Annotated in this window: 17 protein-coding genes; 14 read left to right on the top strand and 3 right to left on the bottom strand. The window is 55.4% G+C overall.

All coding sequences use genetic code 11. The features are described 5' to 3' along the window. Positions 1-50 precede the first annotated feature (50 nt). Complete coding sequence (gene ydiK, locus C3406_RS11505; RefSeq protein ID WP_103823865.1) at positions 51-1,163, bottom strand: AI-2E family transporter YdiK; 1,113 nt, start codon at positions 1,161-1,163, stop codon at positions 51-53. A 206-nt stretch (positions 1,164-1,369) separates the two neighbouring features. Here ydiK and ydiJ point away from each other — a divergent pair, with 206 nt between their 5' ends. Both ydiJ and menI read left to right on the top strand, forming a co-directional pair. Beyond that, entirely contained in the window at positions 1,370-4,426 is a 3,057-nt protein-coding gene (gene ydiJ / locus C3406_RS11500; RefSeq protein ID WP_103823866.1) for a D-2-hydroxyglutarate dehydrogenase YdiJ, read from the top strand. Then, positions 4,423-4,833, top strand: coding sequence for a 1,4-dihydroxy-2-naphthoyl-CoA hydrolase (menI, locus tag C3406_RS11495; RefSeq protein ID WP_103823867.1), 411 nt, complete (start codon positions 4,423-4,425; stop codon positions 4,831-4,833). Before ydiJ ends, menI begins: the two co-directional genes overlap by 4 nt. A 455-nt stretch (positions 4,834-5,288) precedes the next feature. On the opposite strand, the gene C3406_RS11490 is transcribed toward menI, so the two are convergent. Then, a complete protein-coding gene (locus tag C3406_RS11490) occupies positions 5,289-5,930 on the bottom strand; it encodes a winged helix-turn-helix transcriptional regulator (protein ID WP_103823868.1) in 642 nt (213 codons plus the stop codon). An 85-nt stretch (positions 5,931-6,015) separates the two neighbouring features. Then, positions 6,016-6,675: a helix-turn-helix domain-containing protein gene (locus C3406_RS11485; RefSeq protein ID WP_103823869.1), complete on the bottom strand. Its 660-nt coding sequence runs from the start codon at positions 6,673-6,675 to the stop codon at positions 6,016-6,018. A gap of 502 nt (positions 6,676-7,177) precedes the next feature. Here C3406_RS11485 and C3406_RS11480 point away from each other — a divergent pair. From C3406_RS11480 to sufE, 12 genes are all read left to right on the top strand, one after another. Continuing rightward, positions 7,178-7,702: a fimbrial protein gene (locus C3406_RS11480; protein ID WP_103823870.1), complete on the top strand. Its 525-nt coding sequence runs from the start codon at positions 7,178-7,180 to the stop codon at positions 7,700-7,702. Between the two features lie 59 nt (positions 7,703-7,761). Then, positions 7,762-8,439, top strand: coding sequence for a fimbrial biogenesis chaperone (locus tag C3406_RS11475; protein WP_103823871.1), 678 nt, complete (start codon positions 7,762-7,764; stop codon positions 8,437-8,439). A 42-nt stretch (positions 8,440-8,481) separates the two neighbouring features. Continuing rightward, positions 8,482-10,989 carry a fimbria/pilus outer membrane usher protein gene (locus C3406_RS11470; protein ID WP_103823872.1) on the top strand — a complete coding sequence of 836 codons (2,508 nt, stop codon included), beginning with the start codon at positions 8,482-8,484 and terminating at the stop codon, positions 10,987-10,989. A gap of 24 nt (positions 10,990-11,013) precedes the next feature. Continuing rightward, positions 11,014-12,021 (top strand): fimbrial protein, encoded by a 1,008-nt coding sequence (locus tag C3406_RS11465; protein ID WP_103823873.1) that lies wholly within the window; start codon positions 11,014-11,016, stop codon positions 12,019-12,021. Between the two features lie 13 nt (positions 12,022-12,034). Beyond that, the gene (locus tag C3406_RS11460; RefSeq protein WP_103823874.1) at positions 12,035-12,547 is read left to right on the top strand and encodes a fimbrial protein; all 513 of its coding nucleotides are present in this window, start codon (positions 12,035-12,037) and stop codon (positions 12,545-12,547) included. 22 nt (positions 12,548-12,569) lie between these two features. Then, the gene (locus tag C3406_RS11455; protein ID WP_103823875.1) at positions 12,570-13,205 is read left to right on the top strand and encodes a helix-turn-helix transcriptional regulator; all 636 of its coding nucleotides are present in this window, start codon (positions 12,570-12,572) and stop codon (positions 13,203-13,205) included. Positions 13,206-13,521: 316 nt separating this feature from the next. Then, complete coding sequence (gene sufA, locus C3406_RS11450; RefSeq protein WP_039029102.1) at positions 13,522-13,890, top strand: Fe-S cluster assembly scaffold SufA; 369 nt, start codon at positions 13,522-13,524, stop codon at positions 13,888-13,890. An 8-nt stretch (positions 13,891-13,898) separates the two neighbouring features. Next, a complete protein-coding gene (gene sufB / locus C3406_RS11445) occupies positions 13,899-15,386 on the top strand; it encodes a Fe-S cluster assembly protein SufB (RefSeq protein ID WP_103823876.1) in 1,488 nt (495 codons plus the stop codon). A 16-nt stretch (positions 15,387-15,402) separates the two neighbouring features. After that, positions 15,403-16,149 carry a Fe-S cluster assembly ATPase SufC gene (sufC, locus tag C3406_RS11440; RefSeq protein WP_039029104.1) on the top strand — a complete coding sequence of 249 codons (747 nt, stop codon included), beginning with the start codon at positions 15,403-15,405 and terminating at the stop codon, positions 16,147-16,149. After that, positions 16,124-17,395, top strand: coding sequence for a Fe-S cluster assembly protein SufD (gene sufD / locus C3406_RS11435; RefSeq protein ID WP_103823877.1), 1,272 nt, complete (start codon positions 16,124-16,126; stop codon positions 17,393-17,395). Before sufC ends, sufD begins: the two co-directional genes overlap by 26 nt. Next, positions 17,392-18,612 (top strand): cysteine desulfurase SufS, encoded by a 1,221-nt coding sequence (gene sufS / locus C3406_RS11430; RefSeq protein ID WP_103823878.1) that lies wholly within the window; start codon positions 17,392-17,394, stop codon positions 18,610-18,612. Before sufD ends, sufS begins: the two co-directional genes overlap by 4 nt. A 14-nt stretch (positions 18,613-18,626) precedes the next feature. Beyond that, positions 18,627-19,043 carry a cysteine desulfuration protein SufE gene (gene sufE, locus C3406_RS11425; RefSeq protein WP_103179326.1) on the top strand — a complete coding sequence of 139 codons (417 nt, stop codon included), beginning with the start codon at positions 18,627-18,629 and terminating at the stop codon, positions 19,041-19,043. Positions 19,044-19,080 lie beyond the last annotated feature (37 nt).

Genomic DNA, 19,080 nt, shown 5'->3' with positions numbered 1-19,080 from the left:
GATAAGTGGTGCTTAACATTCTGGTGGGCGAACCCACCAGAACGGGAGCGTTACTTTTTGACCTCGTCCGTTTCGTTAAGGGCGGCAAGCAGCATATCAGGATCGGTTGGCGGCAGCGGGACCTCATGGACCCACGCAGAGAAGAGTCGCCAGGAGACGGCCAGCAGTACCGGTCCGATAAACAGGCCGATCATCCCAAACGCAATCAGCCCCCCGATAACGCCGGAGAGGATCAGAATCAACGGCAGGTCGGCACCCATGCGAATCAGAATCGGGCGGATAACGTTATCCATCGTGCCCACCACGCAGCTCCACACCAGCAGGAAGGTGCCCCAGGTGGTATCGCCGCTCCAGTAGAGCCAGACAATCGCCGGAACCAGAACCAGCAATGGCCCCAGCTGCATCAGGCAGGTTAACAGCATCAGCACCGTAAAGAGGGTGGCGTAAGGCACCCCGGCGATCGCCAGACCCACACCGCCCAGCACCGACTGCACCAGGGCCGTCACCACCACACCTAGCGCCACGGCACGCACGGCCTGCGCCGCCAGCAGCATCGCCGCGTCGCCGCGCGTCGAGGCCAGACGGGTGGCGAAATGGCGAACGCCCAGCGCTACCTGCTCGCCGCGCCAGTAGAGCAGGGCGCTGAACAGCAGCATCAGCACGCAGTGGACCACAAAGCGGCCAAGATGCGCGGCGGTACCCACAAACCAGGTGGTGGTGGCGCCAATATAGGGCCGTACTTTCGCCATAATTGCGCTGCCGCCCATATCCAGCAGGTTATGCCAGCCGGCATAGAGCTTATCGCCAATCAGCGGGATATCGTTGAGCCAGGCCAGCTCCGGCAGCGTCATATCGCCGCTGGTAATACTGGTGATGAGCGGGCCGCTGCCGTCAACCAGGCTATTGACCAGCAACGCGACAGGAATGACAAAGAGCAGGACCAGCAGTAACGTCATCACCAGCACCGCCAGCGTCCGGCGGCCAAACAGTAAGCGTTCAAGACGAATAAATAGCGGCCAGGTGGCAATAACCACCGTTCCTGCCCAGGCAAAACCGAGAATAAAGGGTTGAACAATCCACAGACACGCAATAATCATGATTGCCAGAAACAGCACCGACAGCAAAACTTGTGCAACGTCCCTGGGCTGGTGTCGATTGACCATAGATGAAATTTACCTTTTAAGAACACCGGCAAACCGGCGAGAACATAAAACCGCATCACTACAATCATTAGTGATTTCAGCCATTTTTAACAGGCAGATTCTGCCTGTAATTCTGTCGGGCGGATACGTTTAAAATGTGATACAAAATGTGAGACACAACGCAAACGATTATCTACAACTCTTAAGATTGGGCAGGGTCGACAGTAATGATCCCACAAATTTCTCAGGCACCCGGCGTCGTTCAGCTGGTGCTTAATTTTTTGCAGGCACTGGAGCAACAGGGTTTTACCGGCGATACCGCCACACGTTATGCCGACCGGCTGACCATGGCGACCGACAACAGTATCTACCAGCTACTTCCCGATGCAGTCGTTTTTCCCCGTTCTACCGCTGATGTGGCACTCCTGGCCCGTGTGGCCTCCCAGGAGCGTTTCGCTTCGCTGATTTTCACCCCTCGCGGCGGCGGCACTGGCACCAACGGCCAGGCGCTTAACACGGGGATCGTCGTCGATATGTCCCGCTACATGAACCGCATCATCGAGATCAACCCGGAAGAGGGGTGGGTGCGGGTAGAAGCCGGGGTAATCAAGGATCAGCTCAATCAGTTTCTGAAACCTTACGGCTATTTTTTTGCCCCGGAGCTGTCGACCAGTAACCGCGCTACCCTCGGTGGGATGATCAATACCGACGCCTCAGGTCAGGGCTCGCTGGTCTACGGTAAAACCTCCGATCACGTTCTCGGCGTGCGGGCGGTACTGCTGGGCGGCGATATTCTGGATACCCAGCCTGTGCCGGTTCAGCTTGCCGAAACGCTCGGCAAGGACAACACCACCGCCGGGCGCATCTACCGCACCGTGCTGGAACGCTGCCGCGACAACCGCCAGCTGATTATTGATAAATTCCCGAAGCTGAACCGCTTCCTGACCGGTTACGATCTGCGTCATGTCTTTAATGACGATCTCAGCCAGTTCGATTTGACCCGCATCCTTACCGGCTCAGAAGGGACGCTGGCCTTTATTACTGAGGCGCGTCTCGATATCACCCGCCTGCCAAAAGTGCGCCGCCTGGTGAATGTGAAGTACAACTCTTTCGACTCTGCGCTGCGTAATGCGCCGTTTATGGTGGATGCCCGGGCGCTGTCTGTTGAAACCGTTGACTCAAAAGTGCTCAACCTGGCGCGGGAAGATATCGTCTGGCACTCGGTCAGCGAGCTTATCGCTGACGTGCCCGATAAAGAAATGCTGGGCCTGAACATCGTTGAGTTTGCCGGCGATGACGCAGCGCTTATCGAAAGCCAGGTTGCTGCCTTATGCCAGCGGCTGGACGAGCTGATCGCCCGGGGCGAAGGCGGAGTGATTGGCTGGCAGCTGTGTAACGATCTCGCTGGCATCGAACGTATCTATGCGATGCGTAAAAAAGCGGTGGGGTTGCTGGGCAACGCCAAAGGGGCTGCCAAGCCGATTCCGTTTGCTGAAGATACCTGCGTGCCGCCGGAGAACCTGGCGGACTATATCGTTGAGTTCCGCGCTCTGCTCGACAGCCATGGCCTGAGCTACGGCATGTTTGGCCATGTTGATGCCGGGGTGCTGCACGTACGCCCGGCGCTGGATATGTGCGATCCGCAGCAGGAGATCCTGATGAAGCAGATCTCCGATGAGGTGGTGGCGCTCACCGCCAAATATGGCGGTCTGCTGTGGGGCGAGCACGGAAAAGGCTTCCGCGCAGAGTATAGCCCGGCCTTCTTTGGCGAACAGCTCTATGGCGAGCTGCGCAAAATCAAAGCGGCCTTTGACCCGGATAACCGCCTCAACCCTGGTAAAATCTGTCCGCCGGAGGGTGTCGACGCCCCGATGATGCAGGTGGATGCAGTCAAGCGCGGCACCTTCGACCGCCAGATCCCAATAGCCGTGCGCGCCTCCTGGCGCGGTGCGATGGAGTGTAACGGTAACGGCCTGTGCTTTAACTTCGATGCGAAAAGCCCGATGTGCCCGTCAATGAAGATCACCAGCAACCGCATCCACTCGCCGAAAGGACGTGCGACGCTGGTGCGCGAGTGGTTGCGTCTGCTGGCCGACCGCGGCGTGGATCCGCTGGCGCTGGAGAAAGAGCTGCCGGAGAAACGCGCCAGCCTGCGCACCCTTATCGCGCGCACCCGCAACAGCTGGCATGCGAGTAAAGGCGAGTACGACTTCTCCCACGAGGTGAAAGAGGCGATGTCGGGATGCCTGGCCTGTAAAGCCTGCTCTACCCAGTGCCCGATAAAAATCGACGTGCCGGAGTTCCGCTCCCGCTTCCTGCAGCTCTATCACAGCCGTTATCTGCGCCCGATGCGCGATCACCTGGTCGCGACGGTGGAGAGTTATGCCCCGCTGATGGCCCGCGCGCCGCGCACCTTTAACTTCTTTATTAACCAGCCGCTGGTACGCAAACTTTCCGAGAAGCATATCGGCATGATCGACCTGCCGCTGCTCTCCACGCCCTCCCTGCAGCGTCAGATGGTCGGCCACCGCTCTGCCAACCTGACCCTTGAGCAGCTTGAGGCGCTGAGCGCGGAGCAAAAAGCGAAAACGGTGCTGGTGGTGCAGGATCCCTTTACCAGCTATTACGATGCCCAGGTGGTAGCGGACTTTATTCGTCTTGCCGAGCGGTTAGGTTACCAGCCGGTGCTGCTGCCGTTTTCACCAAACGGCAAGGCGCAGCACATCAAAGGTTTCCTCAGCCGCTTTGCGAAAACCGCGCAAAAAACCTCGGACTTCCTTAACCGGGTGGCGCAGCTGGGTATGCCGATGGTCGGGGTTGATCCGGCGCTGGTGCTCTGCTATCGCGATGAGTACAAACAGACCCTCGGTGACAAGCGCGGCGACTTCCACGTCATGCTGGTACATGAGTGGCTGCCGACGATCCTCGATGCGCAACCCGCCCAGGAGACCAGCGGCGAGGCGTGGTATCTGTTCGGACACTGTACCGAAGTAACCGCATTGCCGGGCGCGCCAGCACAGTGGGCGGCCATCTTTGCCCGTTTTGGCGCGAAGCTGGAGAGCGTCAGCGTCGGCTGTTGCGGCATGGCCGGAACCTACGGACACGAGGTGGTGAACCACGCGAACTCGCTGGGCATCTACGAGCTCTCCTGGCACCAGGCGATGCAGCGCCTGCCGCGCAACCGCTGCCTGGCGACCGGCTACTCCTGCCGCAGCCAGGTCAAACGCGTCGAAGGCAACGGCGTGCGCCATCCACTGCAGGCCTTACTGGAGATTATGGGATGATCTGGAAACGCGCAGTGACGTTGCAGGCGTTAAACGCCATGAGTGACGGAAATATGGTGGGCTTGCTGGATATCCAGTTTACCCGCATCGGCGAGGATGAACTGGAGGCTACCATGCCGGTCGACAGCCGCACCCATCAGCCTTTTGGGCTGCTGCATGGTGGTGCGTCGGTGGTGCTGGCCGAAACCCTGGGCTCGGTGGCCGGCTACCTCTGTACCGAAGGAGAGCAGAAGGTGGTGGGGCTGGAGGTGAATGCCAACCATATTCGTTCCGTGCGCAGCGGCCGGGTACGCGGCGTCTGTCGCGCGTTGCATGCTGGCTCGCGCCATCAGGTATGGCAGATTGAGATCCTGGATGAGCAGAACCGTTTATGCTGTTCGTCGCGGCTGACTACCGCGGTGATATAAAGCGAAAGGCCGCGAATGCGGCCTTTTTTCATTTTTTATCACCTTGAAATACCGACGTTTACTGGCGGGCCGCAAGAAATGTTAATTCGCGCACCCGGGTTTATGAGATTATTCCTATGCTCCTTCAAGAGCTAAGCCATATTGAGTGCCGGAGATAAGCGCCGGATGGAGCGAGAAGCCCTTAAGATTACCTCTGGTAGTCTTAAGGGCTTTCTTTTTTCCGCATTCAGTAATCGTTATTAATGTCCTGCATAGCAGACAGGATAACCAGACCGGTAATGACGACGGCAACGACGGCAACGATGGCGATGGTCACAAGTACAATGAGCATTTCCCCTCCGTATGTTGCCCTTTTGCCGAAGCATAGCGCACCCGGCGGCGATCGCCTCAGTCTTCCGACTGATATTCAGAATACGCCTACAAAAAGAGAACACCCTGCTGGTGGGCTGTTTTACCTAGTATCTGGCGGGGAGCTTGTTGATGCTAATCAGTCGACCCTCTTCCATTTCCACGTAACCACCAGCTTTCAGATCGGCTAGAATACGCATCACCCCGCTGCGCGAAAGCTGGGTTTTATCCCGGATATACCTTTCAGCGGTGATCCTGGCGCGAAAACTCTCGTCTTCGGCCATCAATTCCTGCAACTGCTGGCGAATTAATTCATACGCGGTGGGTGAGCCCACTGGCATAACGTGGTGATAGAGTCGGTTATAAACAAACATCAGGTGGCGGGAGACAACGCTCCACAAATCTTTTTCTGTACAGATGTCGTTGACTTTATCGGTCGCAAGCGTACCAATAACGCAAGGCTCAAGGGTTTTGAAGTAGTTGTCGAAGTAGATATCCGTCAGGTTTGCCAGACCCAAAATTGCCGGGCTGTTGGCGGTTGAAAGCAACATATCGTTGCTCTGGCGATAAATCGCCACGCTGCCCTCAATAATCAGATAAAAGACACCCTGACCATTGATACAAAGCTCGAACCGCTCTCCCCGTTGGGCGTGGTGAAGGGTCGCGTAGGGTTGCAGATGGGATACAAGCTCCTGCGCCCAGGGCGACCCACGCTGAGCCTGACCGGGCGGCGTCGTTGGCGATGGCATAAAATGACCTGCTGGATGAGGCTGACGTAATGAGGGTTATTATAGTGCTTGTGCGCCCTCCTGGCTCCGCGTTATGGCTCCTTAATCAATATTTCAGCGGCAGATGATGAATATCAATCAGTACCCCCCGCTGCATGGCGATATATCCCCCGGTTCGTAACTCCGACAGGATACGCATGATCCCGCTTCGGGACAGATAGGTCCGGCTTTTGATATAGGCTGCCGCGGTGGTGTTGAGCCGTACCGAGTCAGGCTCCTGTAACAGTTCGACTAACTGCAGACGAATAATGTCATACGCGGACATTTGCGATATCTGTGAACAGTGTTCATAGATTCGGGAAACCGTATAAATCAGCAGCCGCGAAAAGGGTTCCCATAACCCCTCATTGGCTACGATCTGATTAAATAAGGTCAGAGGCATGGGCGCCACCTCAACATCTTCCAGGGCTCGGGCGTATAAATGTTCCGAACATAGCTGACTGCTAACGCCAATAAGAAAAGGACCCGATTCAGAATTCAGCACTACGCCGTCGCCACGCCTATGCAGGGCTACGCTGCCACTTAATAACAGCCAGCACTGCCGTATCTCCCCATCGTAATAGTGCACCACATCGCCTTTATTTATCGTCACGGTCTCGGTAAAAGGACGAAGATGGGCAATCAGTTTTTCTATATCTGCAAAAGGTTTAAACGCCAGCGAAGAGGTGGTGGGAGTGCCCTTTACCGCCGTCATTCGGGTATTCATCAGGTGACCTCATCTTACTGAAACTAACGGTGATTCTTAACCGGGCGCGATTATCGTAAAAACTATTGATGCTGGGAATATCAGTCTCGGGTCTAAAAATAGACCGGCCGTGGCTGTTTATGATTAACATATTGATAAGATTTGTTTTTCTTGCAGAGTCTATTAATAGACCAGACGCTCAGACGGGGCATTCTATTCACTGAAGAACAAAAGTGAGAGCATCCCGGGCTGAATCTCGGCGCTGAAGGGCAGGCAAAAAAAAGAGTGGCAAAGTCTAAAACTAGACCGAGAAATAATTTGAGTTCAGGAAAGTCTTTATATAAATTGCATCATGTGAGTGAAATTTGACCAGGGTGATTTATATAAAGTTACGATGGCACCTCTTTTACTCACAAAAAGGAACTAGCATAACGGGCATAAAAAAATAAAAGGTGATTCACACCTTATGGAATGCTTTTGCCCAAAAAATGGTGATGGTAAGTGTTATTAAGGACATAATTCTATGAAAAAGACTATTGTTGCGTTAACGGCTCTGGCTGCAGTCTGCACTTCTTCTGTCTTTGCGGCAGCAGGTACGGTTAACTTTGCCGGAAATATTCTGGATTCTGCCTGCGACGTTGCTGTCGCTTCGCAAAACCAGACCGTAGTTATTGGCGATTTTTATAAATCTGAGTTCGCGGGTATGGGAGACCGAACCGCAGCAAAAGGCTTCGATATTATATTAAGAAATTGTCCAAATACCGTAACATCAGCAAAGGTTCGTTTTGACGGTACGCCGGATCTTGTTAACCCAAGTCTGCTGGCCATTAATACTGCGGTTTCGGGTGCGGCAACGGGCGTGGCAATTAATCTGATGTCAGCAGATAAAGTGGATCTGCCGTTGCATGGCGAGAATAACTATAACTATGAACTGACCAGCGACCAGGATAATACCCTGAAATTCTACGCGCAGTATATTTCGACAGCGTCAAGCGTGACGGCAGGTCCGGCAAACTCGGTCGCTAATTTCTCTGTTGTTTATAACTAATGACCTGACCGGACATCAGGTGGGGCCGGAACACGGCCCCGTTGTCACTGAGGTATGTAATGAAATTTGTTCACAAAATCCTGCTCGCCAGTCTTTTTATTGTGACGGGCGTTTCGGCTGTACAGGCAGGGATCGTTATTGGCGGAACACGGCTTATATTTGACGGCAGCAAAAAAGAGGCCGCTATCAACGTCAATAATCCTGATAACTCACCTTATCTGGTTCAGTCGTGGATAGAGGGAGTGAGTGACAGTGCGCCGAAACCGCCTTTTATCATTACGCCACCTCTCTACCGGCTGGATAAAGGACAACAAAACGTTGAGCGGATTGTATTAACCGGGACACTGCCACAGGACCGCGAGAGTCTGTTCTGGCTGAATATCAAATCGATCCCCTCGGCAACGACCACCGAGAATTCGCTGCAAATTGCGGTGAAAACACGAATTAAATTAATTTACCGTCCGGCAGGCTTAAAGCGCTCAACACCAGAGGAACAGGCGGATAAATTAATCTGGCGACGTAACGGCAATAAAATTGAGATCGTTAACCCCACTGATTATGTGATGAATTTTAATGAAATCACTGTTGGGGGTAAAAAAGTACCAGAGGCAACCTGGATATTGCCTCATGGACAAACGGCAATTTTCCTTCCCGCACAAACTATGGGCAGCGCCGTGGTCTTTAAATTGATTAATGATTTTGGCGGCATAGGGGACGCACATACAGCAAACCTGTGACCGCTAAAAGGTTGCAGGTGATATTCATGGAGCAGTATTAAGATGGAAATCAGCGGAAATAAAGCCACCTGGCTGGCAGGGGTTATTACCGTTGTCCTGGCCGGTGAGGTAAATAAAATTCAGGCGCGCGAATTTTTTAACCCCGAACTGATTGAACTCGATAATCCGGGGATCGACAGAGCCGATCTGAATGGCTTTGAAACAGGTTCTCAGGCTGCGGGTGTTTATCATGTCGATATTGTTCTTGATGGTCAGCTGACGGACACCCAGGACGTTACGTTTCATAAGGTGACAGACAGTGAGGGTGAGTCGCGCCTTGAGCCCTGTCTCAGCGTAGACCAGTTGCGTCAATGGGGGATTAAAACCGAGCGCTTTCCGGGGCTCAGCCAGCCAGGCACGCCGTGCGCGCATCTGGCGGCTATCCCTCAGGCCAGCACCGATTTTCAGTTTGCCAGCCAGCGCCTTGCCATCAGCGTTCCACAGGCCGCGCTGACGATACAGGCCAGAGGTTTTGTTCAGCCTGCGCTCTGGGATGAGGGGATCACCGCCGCCATGCTCAACTACTCGCTCAGCGGTGCAAGCATTATGAATAAAAACGGCGGCAGCGACAGCAGTCAGTACGCCAACCTGCGGCCGGGTTTGAATATCGGACCGTGGCGATTGCGAAACTACACGACCTGGTCACGGGGCAGCGAAGGTCAGACGCAGTGGGATAACGTTTATACCTATGCCCGAAGGGGCATTGTCCCGCTGAAAGCCCAGCTGACGCTCGGGGACAGCGCGTCACCGGCAGATGTGTTTGACAGCATGCCTTTTCGCGGCGGACAACTCGCTTCAGACGATGACATGCTGCCGGATTCGCTCAGGGGCTATGCGCCGGTGGTGCGCGGTATTGCAAGGACCAACGCGCAGATCATTATTCGCCAGAACGGCTATCAGATTTACCAGAACTACATCGCACCGGGCGCCTTTGAAATTACCGATATGTACCCGACCGGCGGCGCAGGGGATCTCGAGGTCACTATTAAAGAGGCCGACGGCAGCGAACAGCATTTTACCGTGCCGTTTGCCTCACTCCCGGTATTGCAGCGTGAAGGGCAGCTGAAGTACGCCGTCACCGGCGGGAAATATCGCTCATGGGATCATCGCGTGGATAAAACCCCGTTCAGCCAGTTCACCGGTATCTACGGAATTCCGTATGGACTGACCCTGTATGGCGGATTTCAGGGGGCGAGTAAATACCAGTCGCTGGCCGCCGGAATGGGAAAAAATATGGGCAATTTCGGTGCCTTTTCGGCAGACGTCACCCAGGCCTGGTCTACTCCGCAGGATCGCGCAAAATCGAACGGCCAGTCATGGCGGATGCGCTACAGCAAGAATTTTGTCAACAGCGGGACCCATGTTGCCATTGCGGGCTACCGCTACGCCACGCGGGGTTATTACGGGATGCAGGAGGTGCTGGACACCTATGGCAGCGACAGCGCGCTCAACGACAGGCGCCGTAATCGCGCCGAGTTAACCCTGAGCCAGATGCTTGGCAACCACCTGGGCTCGCTGATGTTAAGTGCCGTAAGGGAAGATTACTGGGATATCAGGCAACCAAAGATCTCATGGAGCCTGGGCTATGCCAATTTCTGGCAGAGCGTCAGCTACGGCCTGACCTATACCCGGAGTAAAAGCGGCAGCGACGGCACGCGTGGTGATGCCAAAGAGCAGATGGTGGCCTTAAATATCAGCGTTCCGCTGGGAGCCTTCCTGCCGCAAACCTGGGTGAATTACGGTATGAGCGCCAGTAAAAACAGCGGCACCACCCACAGCCTGGGGATGAACGGCACGGGGCTGGAAAACAATGCCCTGAGCTGGAATGTGCAGCAGGGTTACAGCACGGATAACGTCGGCTATACCGGCAATATAAACGGTGATTACAAAGGCACTTATGGTGAGGTGACGGCGGGTTACAGTTACGATCAGTACAGCGACCGGCTGAATTATGCCCTCCAGGGGAGCGTGGTCGCCCATGCCGACGGCGTGACCTTTTCTCAGACGCTCGGCGAAACCAACGTGCTGATAAAAGCGCCCGGCGCGGCAGGGGTAGGGATACAAAACCAGTCCGGGACGAAAACCGATTACCGCGGTTATACCCTCTGCAGCAACATGACACCCTACCGGAAAAATGACGTTTCGTTGTTGACCGATACCCTGCCTGACGATGTTGAACTGGAACAGACGGTACAGACCGTGATCCCGACCCGGGGCGCGATTGTGCGCGCCAGCTATGTCGCCAGCGTCGGGCTGCGGATCCTGATGACGCTCACCCGACAAAATGGTCAGCCGGTGCCTTTCGGCGCTATCGCGACGGTGAACGGAGCGCAAAACACAGGTTTCATCGTGGGTGACGGCGGCCAGGTCTATTTAACCGGTTTGCAGCCAGATGTGAAATTAACGGTGAAGTGGGGCGAGGCGGCACAACAGCGTTGCCAGGCTCACTACACCCTTAATACCCAACAACCTCCCGGCGAGATAATTCGTGCGGATGTGGTTTGCCATTAATTGAATGATTGTGGATGACTCGACATGTCTATTATCAGGTGCCTGTTCATCCTGGCGGGAATACTCTTTCCACTGTATGGCTATGGATGTGATTACACCTATATCGGTGCCCCGTATAGCATTAATTACGGCAATATTATCGTTCAGCGCGATCTCCCGGTCGGGCAGGCGATCAGCAACGAAATTTATGGCTCGCTGGCGCTGACCTATAGCTGTACGCCAACGGGGAATGAAGGTTCAACCGCAGGCATGAAGAGCGGGGGACTGGCTTATGCGTTCACCACCGCCAACGGTCGCCGGGTATATCAAACCGGGTTGCCAGGCGTCGGGATCTCCGTGGGATATTATGAAAAAACCACCGCCGGGAGCGCCAGTTTTAATGGAACCACCTGGTTAGGGGCCGATCTTTTCAGCGCCTCCTGGAGCTCGAACGCCAATGAAGTACACGCCAGCAATTTCCAGCCGATTATTCAGTTCTGGAAAACTGGCGATATTACGTCGGGTTCTGTGAACGGACTACTGGCCTCCTTTGTCGCCTGGACAGAGCAATATCGGGGCGGCACGGCGGCACCGGATGTGCCCGTCTATGCCGGAACCGGTTCGATTACACAGGTAGCCTGCGCCATCACCACGCCAAATCTGGTATTCCTTCTCGGCGACGTGCCGGTAAGCCGTTTCGGCGATACGGTCGGCACCCTCCCTGAGGGGGGACAAAACACGCAAAACCTCGGCCTGAACTGCGACGCTGGGGCGAAAATTAACGTCACGCTGAACGGCATTCAGTACCCCGGGCTCAGTAACAACAGCGTGCTGGCGTTAACCGGCCAGGGCTCGGCGGGCGTAGCTGACGGCGTGGGTGTCGAGCTGCTTTATAACGGCGAGCCGCTGGTTTTAAACAGCACGATTGCCCTTAAACAGACGAGTGGCGGTCAGGAGAGTATGCCGATCACCGCCCGTTACTATCAAACCAAAACCTCAGTAAGCACCGGAACCGCGAATGCCAGTGCCACCCTGATCCTCACCTATCAGTAAAAGGAAACGATCGATGAGGCTGAATATTATCGGGATAGCGATCATCTGGCTGTACACCGCTGCAGCGTTGGCGACGGATGCGGTAAGCGTCTCAGTAAAAGGGAGAATTATCGCCTCTCCCTGTATTTTTAATGGCGGAAATTCGAGTGTGAACGTCAATCTGGGAAACATGCAGGCGAAGAATATGGCTACGCCGGCGTCATCCTCCACGCCTGTGCCTTTTTCGCTCAACTTTACCCAATGTCCGGCGGCTACCCAGAGTGTGACGGTCAGCTTAACCGGGACGGCAGATCCCGTGGCCGGAACGCACTATTACAGGAACAGCGGCACTGCCACAAATATCGCGCTGGGCATTATTGAAACCGGTACGGGGAATTTAAAAGGTCCGGGGAGCCGCATGACTCAAAATATTGGCGACGATCGTACTGCAACCATGAATTTGCAGGCCATTGCCTATTCCGCTACCGGTGGCGTCACGCCTGGAACTATCAGCGTCGCCGTGGTCGCGACGCTGGAATACAACTGAACGAGTGAGGGAAATACCGACGATGGTCAACGTGCTTATTAATGAGACAGAGACACTTTACTGTTATGCGCTGAAAAAACTGATTGTCGATCTCTTCGGGACGCAATTCGGGTGTGAAATAGAGTTTATGACGGAATTTACCCGGGAGAATATTAGCAACGCCGATCTCATGGTGCTGTCACTGTGCCGGGGAGAGCCCTTTATCTGTACGCCAGAATTACTGGCGCGCAGGAAAGGGGTGATGATTGGTCTGGTCAATGGCGAACACTACAGTAAAGAGACATTACCGGCCTGTTTTCAGGAGATGATTTTCGTGTCGCGGGATGCGCCGCTGAGCGATTTTTATCGGGTATTCAGTTCGGCCTGGCACACCCTGCAGCGCCACGAAGAGATCAGGGTTAACCCCGTCTGCGCCGAGTGTCAGCACCGGACTTTATCTCCGCGGCAGACGGTGATTATGGCGAGCCTGTACCAGGGGCTCTCGACGCCCGCTATTGCACAAAAGCTGAAGATCGACAGCAAAACGGTGTATGCCCACAAATATGATGTCATGCAAAAATTCCAGCTGGAGAGCGATCACCATCTGCAGGCATTGCTGACCCGAATGCGGGACAAAAATATGCAAATAAACCTGCTGCGTGAATGTCTGAAAGCCTGATTGTGCCTGTGACGCTCTGAAAGATGCCCGCCTGCGCGGGCGTCTTACCTGTCTGGCTATCCCAAAAATAGGCATTTTCTATACATATTTTAGCTTTTGACCATTTCCACCGATTTCCTCCTCTAATTCCCAATATTATCAAACAATTAAACAATCTCCGTCAGGCCTGTTAAGCCCGTCATCAGGGTCTATGCTTAATAAAAGTATTTAAAAATGGCGGTTAAGCCGAATGACCCTGCAAGTGAGGGGTTGAAGTGATAATCATTATCACTAACATGGTGTTATGCCCAGAGGGCGCAATACATGAGGTGGACTTATGGAACAGCATTCAGAAACGTTTGATCCAACAGATTTTGCATGGCGTGGATTATCGCTGACCCCTGCCGCAGCGGCGCACATTCGCGAGCTGGTGAGCAAACAGGCGGGTATGCTCGGCGTGCGGTTAGGGGTAAAACAGACCGGCTGCGCCGGTTTCGGCTATGTCCTCACCACCGTCAGCCAGCCGGAAAAAGACGATCTGGTTTTTGAACATGACGGCGCCCGGCTCTATGTGCCGCTCCAGGCGATGCCGTTCATTGACGGTACGGAAGTGGATTACGTGCGCGAAGGCTTAAACCAGTTATTCAAATTCAATAACCCGAAAGCCCAGAACGAATGCGGCTGCGGCGAAAGTTTTGGGGTATAGGCGGTATTATGTCTCGACATACTGAAGCAACTGACGACGTCAACACCTGGTCCGGCGGCCACATTAATTACAAAGAGGGCTTCTTCACCCAATTGCAGACCGACGAGCTGGCAAAAGGGATTAACGAAGAGGTCATTCGTGCCATTTCCGCCAAGCGTAACGAACCCGACTGGATGCTGGAGTTCCGGCTGAATGCGTTCAAGGCCTGGCTGGAGATGGAAGAGCCGCACTGGCTGAAGGCGCACTACGACAAGCTGAACTATCAGGATTACAGCTACTACTCAGCGCCGTCCTGCGGCAACTGCGACGACACCTGCGCCTCTGAGCCTGGTGCGGTACAGCAGACCGGGGCCAACGCCTTTTTAAGTAAAGAGGTGGAAGAGGCGTTCGAACAGCTCGGTGTACCGGTGCGCGAAGGACGCGAGGTGGCGGTGGACGCCATCTTTGACTCCGTCTCGGTCGCCACCACCTACCGGGAAAAACTGGGCGAGCAGGGGATCATCTTCTGCTCCTTCGGGGAGGCTATCCACGATCACCCTGAGCTGGTGAAGAAATATCTTGGCACCGTGGTGCCGGGCAATGATAACTTCTTTGCCGCCCTGAATGCGGCGGTGGCCTCTGACGGCACCTTTATCTACGTGCCGAAAGGCGTACGCTGCCCGATGGAGCTCTCCACCTATTTCCGTATCAACGCCGAGAAAACGGGTCAGTTTGAACGCACCATCCTCGTCGCCGATGAGGGGAGCTACGTCAGCTATATCGAGGGCTGTTCCGCTCCGGTGCGCGACAGCTATCAGCTGCACGCGGCAGTGGTGGAGGTGATCATCCATAAAGACGCCGAGGTGAAATACTCCACGGTGCAGAACTGGTTCCCGGGGGATAACAACACCGGCGGTATCCTGAACTTCGTCACCAAGCGCGCCCTGTGCGAAGGTGAAAACAGCAAGATGTCGTGGACCCAGTCGGAAACCGGCTCCGCCATCACCTGGAAGTACCCGAGCTGCATTCTGCGCGGGGATAACTCCATCGGTGAGTTCTACTCCGTGGCGCTGACCAGCGGGCATCAGCAGGCCGATACCGGCACCAAGATGATCCACATCGGCAAAAACACCCGGTCGACCATCATTTCGAAAGGGATCTCCGCAGGGCAGAGCCAGAACAGCTATCGCGGCTTAGTCAAAATCATGCCGACGGCCACCAATGCCCGTAACTTTACCCAGTGCGACTCCATGCTGATTGGCCCGGACTGCGGGGCGCATACCTTCCCGTATGTTGAGTGCCGTAACAACAGCGCCCAGCTGGAACACGAAGCGACAACCTCGCGGATTGGTGAAGATCAGCTCTTCTACTGCCTGCAGCGCGGCATCAGCGAAGAGGATGCCATCTCGATGATTGTGAATGGTTTCTGTAAGGATGTGTTCTCTGAACTGCCGCTGGAGTTTGCCGTGGAAGCACAAAAATTACTGGCGATTAGCCTTGAACACAGCGTCGGTTAAGGATTAAGGAAAGCACATGTTAAGCATTAAAGATTTACAGGTCAGTGTGGAAGATAAAGCGATCCTGCGCGGCCTGAGCCTTGAGGTTCGCCCGGGCGAAGTGCATGCGATTATGGGCCCTAACGGGTCGGGTAAAAGTACGCTGTCAGCGACTTTGGCCGGGCGCGAAGATTACGAAGTGGTTGGCGGTTCGGTCGACTTTAAAGGCAAAGATCTGCTGGAACTGTCGCCGGAAGAGAGAGCCGGGGAGGGCATTTTTATGGCCTTCCAGTACCCGGTAGAGATCCCAGGCGTCAGCAACCAGTTCTTCCTGCAGACCGCGCTGAATGCCGTGCGCAAATACCGCAGCGAAGAGGAGCTGGATCGTTTTGATTTCCAGGACCTGATGGAAGAGAAGATCCAGCTGCTGAAGATGCCGGAAGATCTGCTCACCCGCTCGGTCAACGTCGGTTTTTCCGGCGGGGAGAAGAAGCGCAACGACATTCTGCAGATGGCGGTGCTGGAGCCGGAGCTGTGCATCCTCGATGAAACCGACTCCGGGCTCGATATCGACGCCCTGAAGATCGTCGCCGACGGCGTTAATGCCCTGCGCGACGGCAAGCGGTCGTTTATCATCGTCACCCACTATCAGCGCATCCTTGATTACATCAAACCCGATTATGTGCATGTGCTCTATCAGGGGCGGATTGTGAAATCGGGTGATTTTACGCTGGTCAAACAGCTGGAGGAGCAGGGCTATGGCTGGCTTAGCGAACAGCAGTAACGCGCTGCAGCAGTGGCACCGCCTGTTTGAGGCGCAGGGCGGAACCCGCTCTGAACAGGCCCAGCAGCACCTGCAGCAGATGCTGCGCCTCGGGTTGCCGACACGTAAGCATGAGAACTGGAAATATACCCCGCTGGAAGGGCTGCTTAACGGTGAGTTTGTTTCCCGCACCGCCAGGGTGGCAGCGAGCGATCGGGATGCCCTGGCGCTTACCCTGGACGCCACGCGGCTGGTCTTTGTTGACGGACGTTTTAGTCCGGAACTGAGCGACAGCACCGACGGCAGCGGGTTTGAGGTGACCATTAACGACGAGCGGCAAAGCCTGTCGGCACCGATTCAGCCGGAGCTGTTCCTGCATCTGACCGAAAGCCTGGCTCAGAGCGTGACGCATATCAGCGTGAAACGTAACGCCCGTCCTGAAAAGCCGCTGCTGCTGATGCACATCACCCAGGGGCTTGAAGGCGAGGAGATCAACACTGCTCACTATCGTCACCATCTGGCGCTGGCCGAAGGGGCAGAGGCGACAATCGTCGAACACTATGTCAGCCTGACCCCGGCGCACCATTTCACCGGCTCGCGCCTGACCATGAACGTGGCGGCCAACGCCCGGCTGCACCATATCAAGCTGGCGTTCGAGAACCCTGCGAGCCACCACTTCGCCCATAACGACCTGCTGATGGCCGCCGATGCGACGGCATACAGCCACAGCTTCCTGTTGGGGGGCGCGGTATTGCGCCATAACACCAGCACCCAGCTGAATGGCGAAAATAGCACCCTGCGCATCAACAGCCTGGCGATGCCGGTAAAATCTGAAGTGTGCGACACCCGTACCTGGCTTGAGCACAACAAGGGCTACTGCAACAGCCGCCAGCTGCATAAAACCATCGTCAGCGATAAGGGCCGGGCCGTCTTCAACGGGCTGATCAACGTGGCGCAGCACGCCATCAAAACCGACGGCCAGATGACCAACAACAATCTGCTGATGGGGCGACTGGCGGAGGTGGACACCAAACCGCAGCTGGAAATTTACGCCGATGATGTGAAATGCAGCCACGGCGCCACTGTGGGGCGGATCGACGATGAGCAGATGTTCTATCTGCGCTCCCGCGGGATCGATAAGCAGGCGGCCGAGAAGATGATTATCTACGCCTTTGCCGCCGAACTGACCGAAGCCCTTGACGATGAAACGTTAAGACAACAGGTGCTGGCACGTATCGGCCAGCGTCTGCCTGGAGGTGTGGCATGATTTTCCCTGTAGAGAAAGTGCGGGCGGATTTTCCTGTCCTGACCCGTGAAGTAAACGGTCTGCCGCTTGCCTATCTCGACAGCGCCGCCAGCGCGCAAAAGCCCACGCCGGTGATCGAGGCCGAGGCGGAGTTTTACCGGCATGGTTACGCGGCGGTGCACCGGGGGATCCACACCCTCAGCGCCGAGGCGACGCAGCGGATGGAGAACGTCCGTACCCGCGCGGCAACATTTTTGAACGCCCGCTCGCCGGAGGAGCTGGTTTTTGTTCGCGGCACCACCGAAGGGATCAACCTGGTGGCCAACAGCTGGGGCAGCGCCGAAGTGCACGCGGGTGATAACATCATCATCAGCCAGATGGAGCACCATGCCAATATCGTGCCCTGGCAGATGCTGTGCGAGCGCGTCGGGGCGGAACTGCGGGTCATCCCGCTTAACGAGGACGGCACATTACAGCTTGAACAGCTGGATACCCTGCTGGATGAACGCACCCGGCTGGTGGCCATTACTCAGATCTCCAACGTGCTGGGTACCGAAAACCCGGTAGCGGAGATTATCGCCAAAGCTCATGTGGTGGGGGCGAAAGTGCTGATTGATGGCGCCCAGGCGGTGATGCACCATACGGTGGATGTCCAGGCGCTGGACTGCGACTTCTACGTCTTTTCCGGCCATAAGCTCTACGGGCCTACCGGTATCGGCGTGCTGTACGTCAAAGATGAGATTTTACAGGCGATGCCGCCGTGGGAAGGGGGCGGGTCGATGATCGCCACCGTCAGCCTGAGCGGAGGCACAACCTACGCCCGGGCGCCGTGGCGCTTTGAGGCGGGCACCCCGAACACCGGCGGCATTATCGGGCTGGGCGCGGCGATGGAGTATGTGTCAAACATCGGCCTTGATGCCATCGCCGAATATGAACAGATGCTGATGCGCTATGCTCTGGCGGAACTTGCCAGCGTGTCGGATCTTACGCTGTACGGCCCGGCGGACCGTCAGGGTGTTATTGCCTTTAACCTTGGCAAACACCACGCCTATGACGTGGGCAGTTTTCTCGATAACTACGGGGTGGCGGTGCGAACCGGACACCACTGCGCTATGCCGCTGATGGCGTTTTATCAGGTACCGGCGATGTGCCGCGCATCGCTGGTGATGTACAACACACTGGAAGAGGTCGACAGACTGGTGGCCGGGCTGAAGCGTATCCACCAACTGCTGGGCTAAAAAGAGGGCAAGAGATGGCTGCATTGCCAGACAGAGATAAATTGCTGCGTAATTTTACGCGTTGCGCAAACTGGGAAGAGAAGTACCTCTACATCATTGAGCTGGGGCAGCGTCTGCCTGCCCTCAGCGAAAGCGACCACGTCCCGGAAAATAGTATTCAGGGGTGTCAGAGCCAGGTGTGGATAATAATGCACCAGAATGAAGCCGGGGTGATTGAATTAGCGGGCGACAGTGATGCGGCAATAGTCAAAGGCCTTATTGCCGTCGTGTTTATTTTATATCAGCAGATGTCCGCCCAGGATATTGTCGCTTTTGACGTTCGCCCGTGGTTTGAAAAAATGGCGCTCACTCAGCATTTAACCCCCTCCCGATCCCAGGGGCTTGAGGCGATGATCCGCGCAATCCGCTCCAAAGCCGCCAACATTAGCTAAACTATCAGGACAGCCCTCATTCTGCTCCGCGAGACGG

It is taken from the genome of Leclercia sp. LSNIH8, assembly GCF_002920195.1.
GTDB lineage: Bacteria > Pseudomonadota > Gammaproteobacteria > Enterobacterales > Enterobacteriaceae > Enterobacter.
This window is presented reverse-complemented; position numbering and strand designations above follow the sequence as displayed.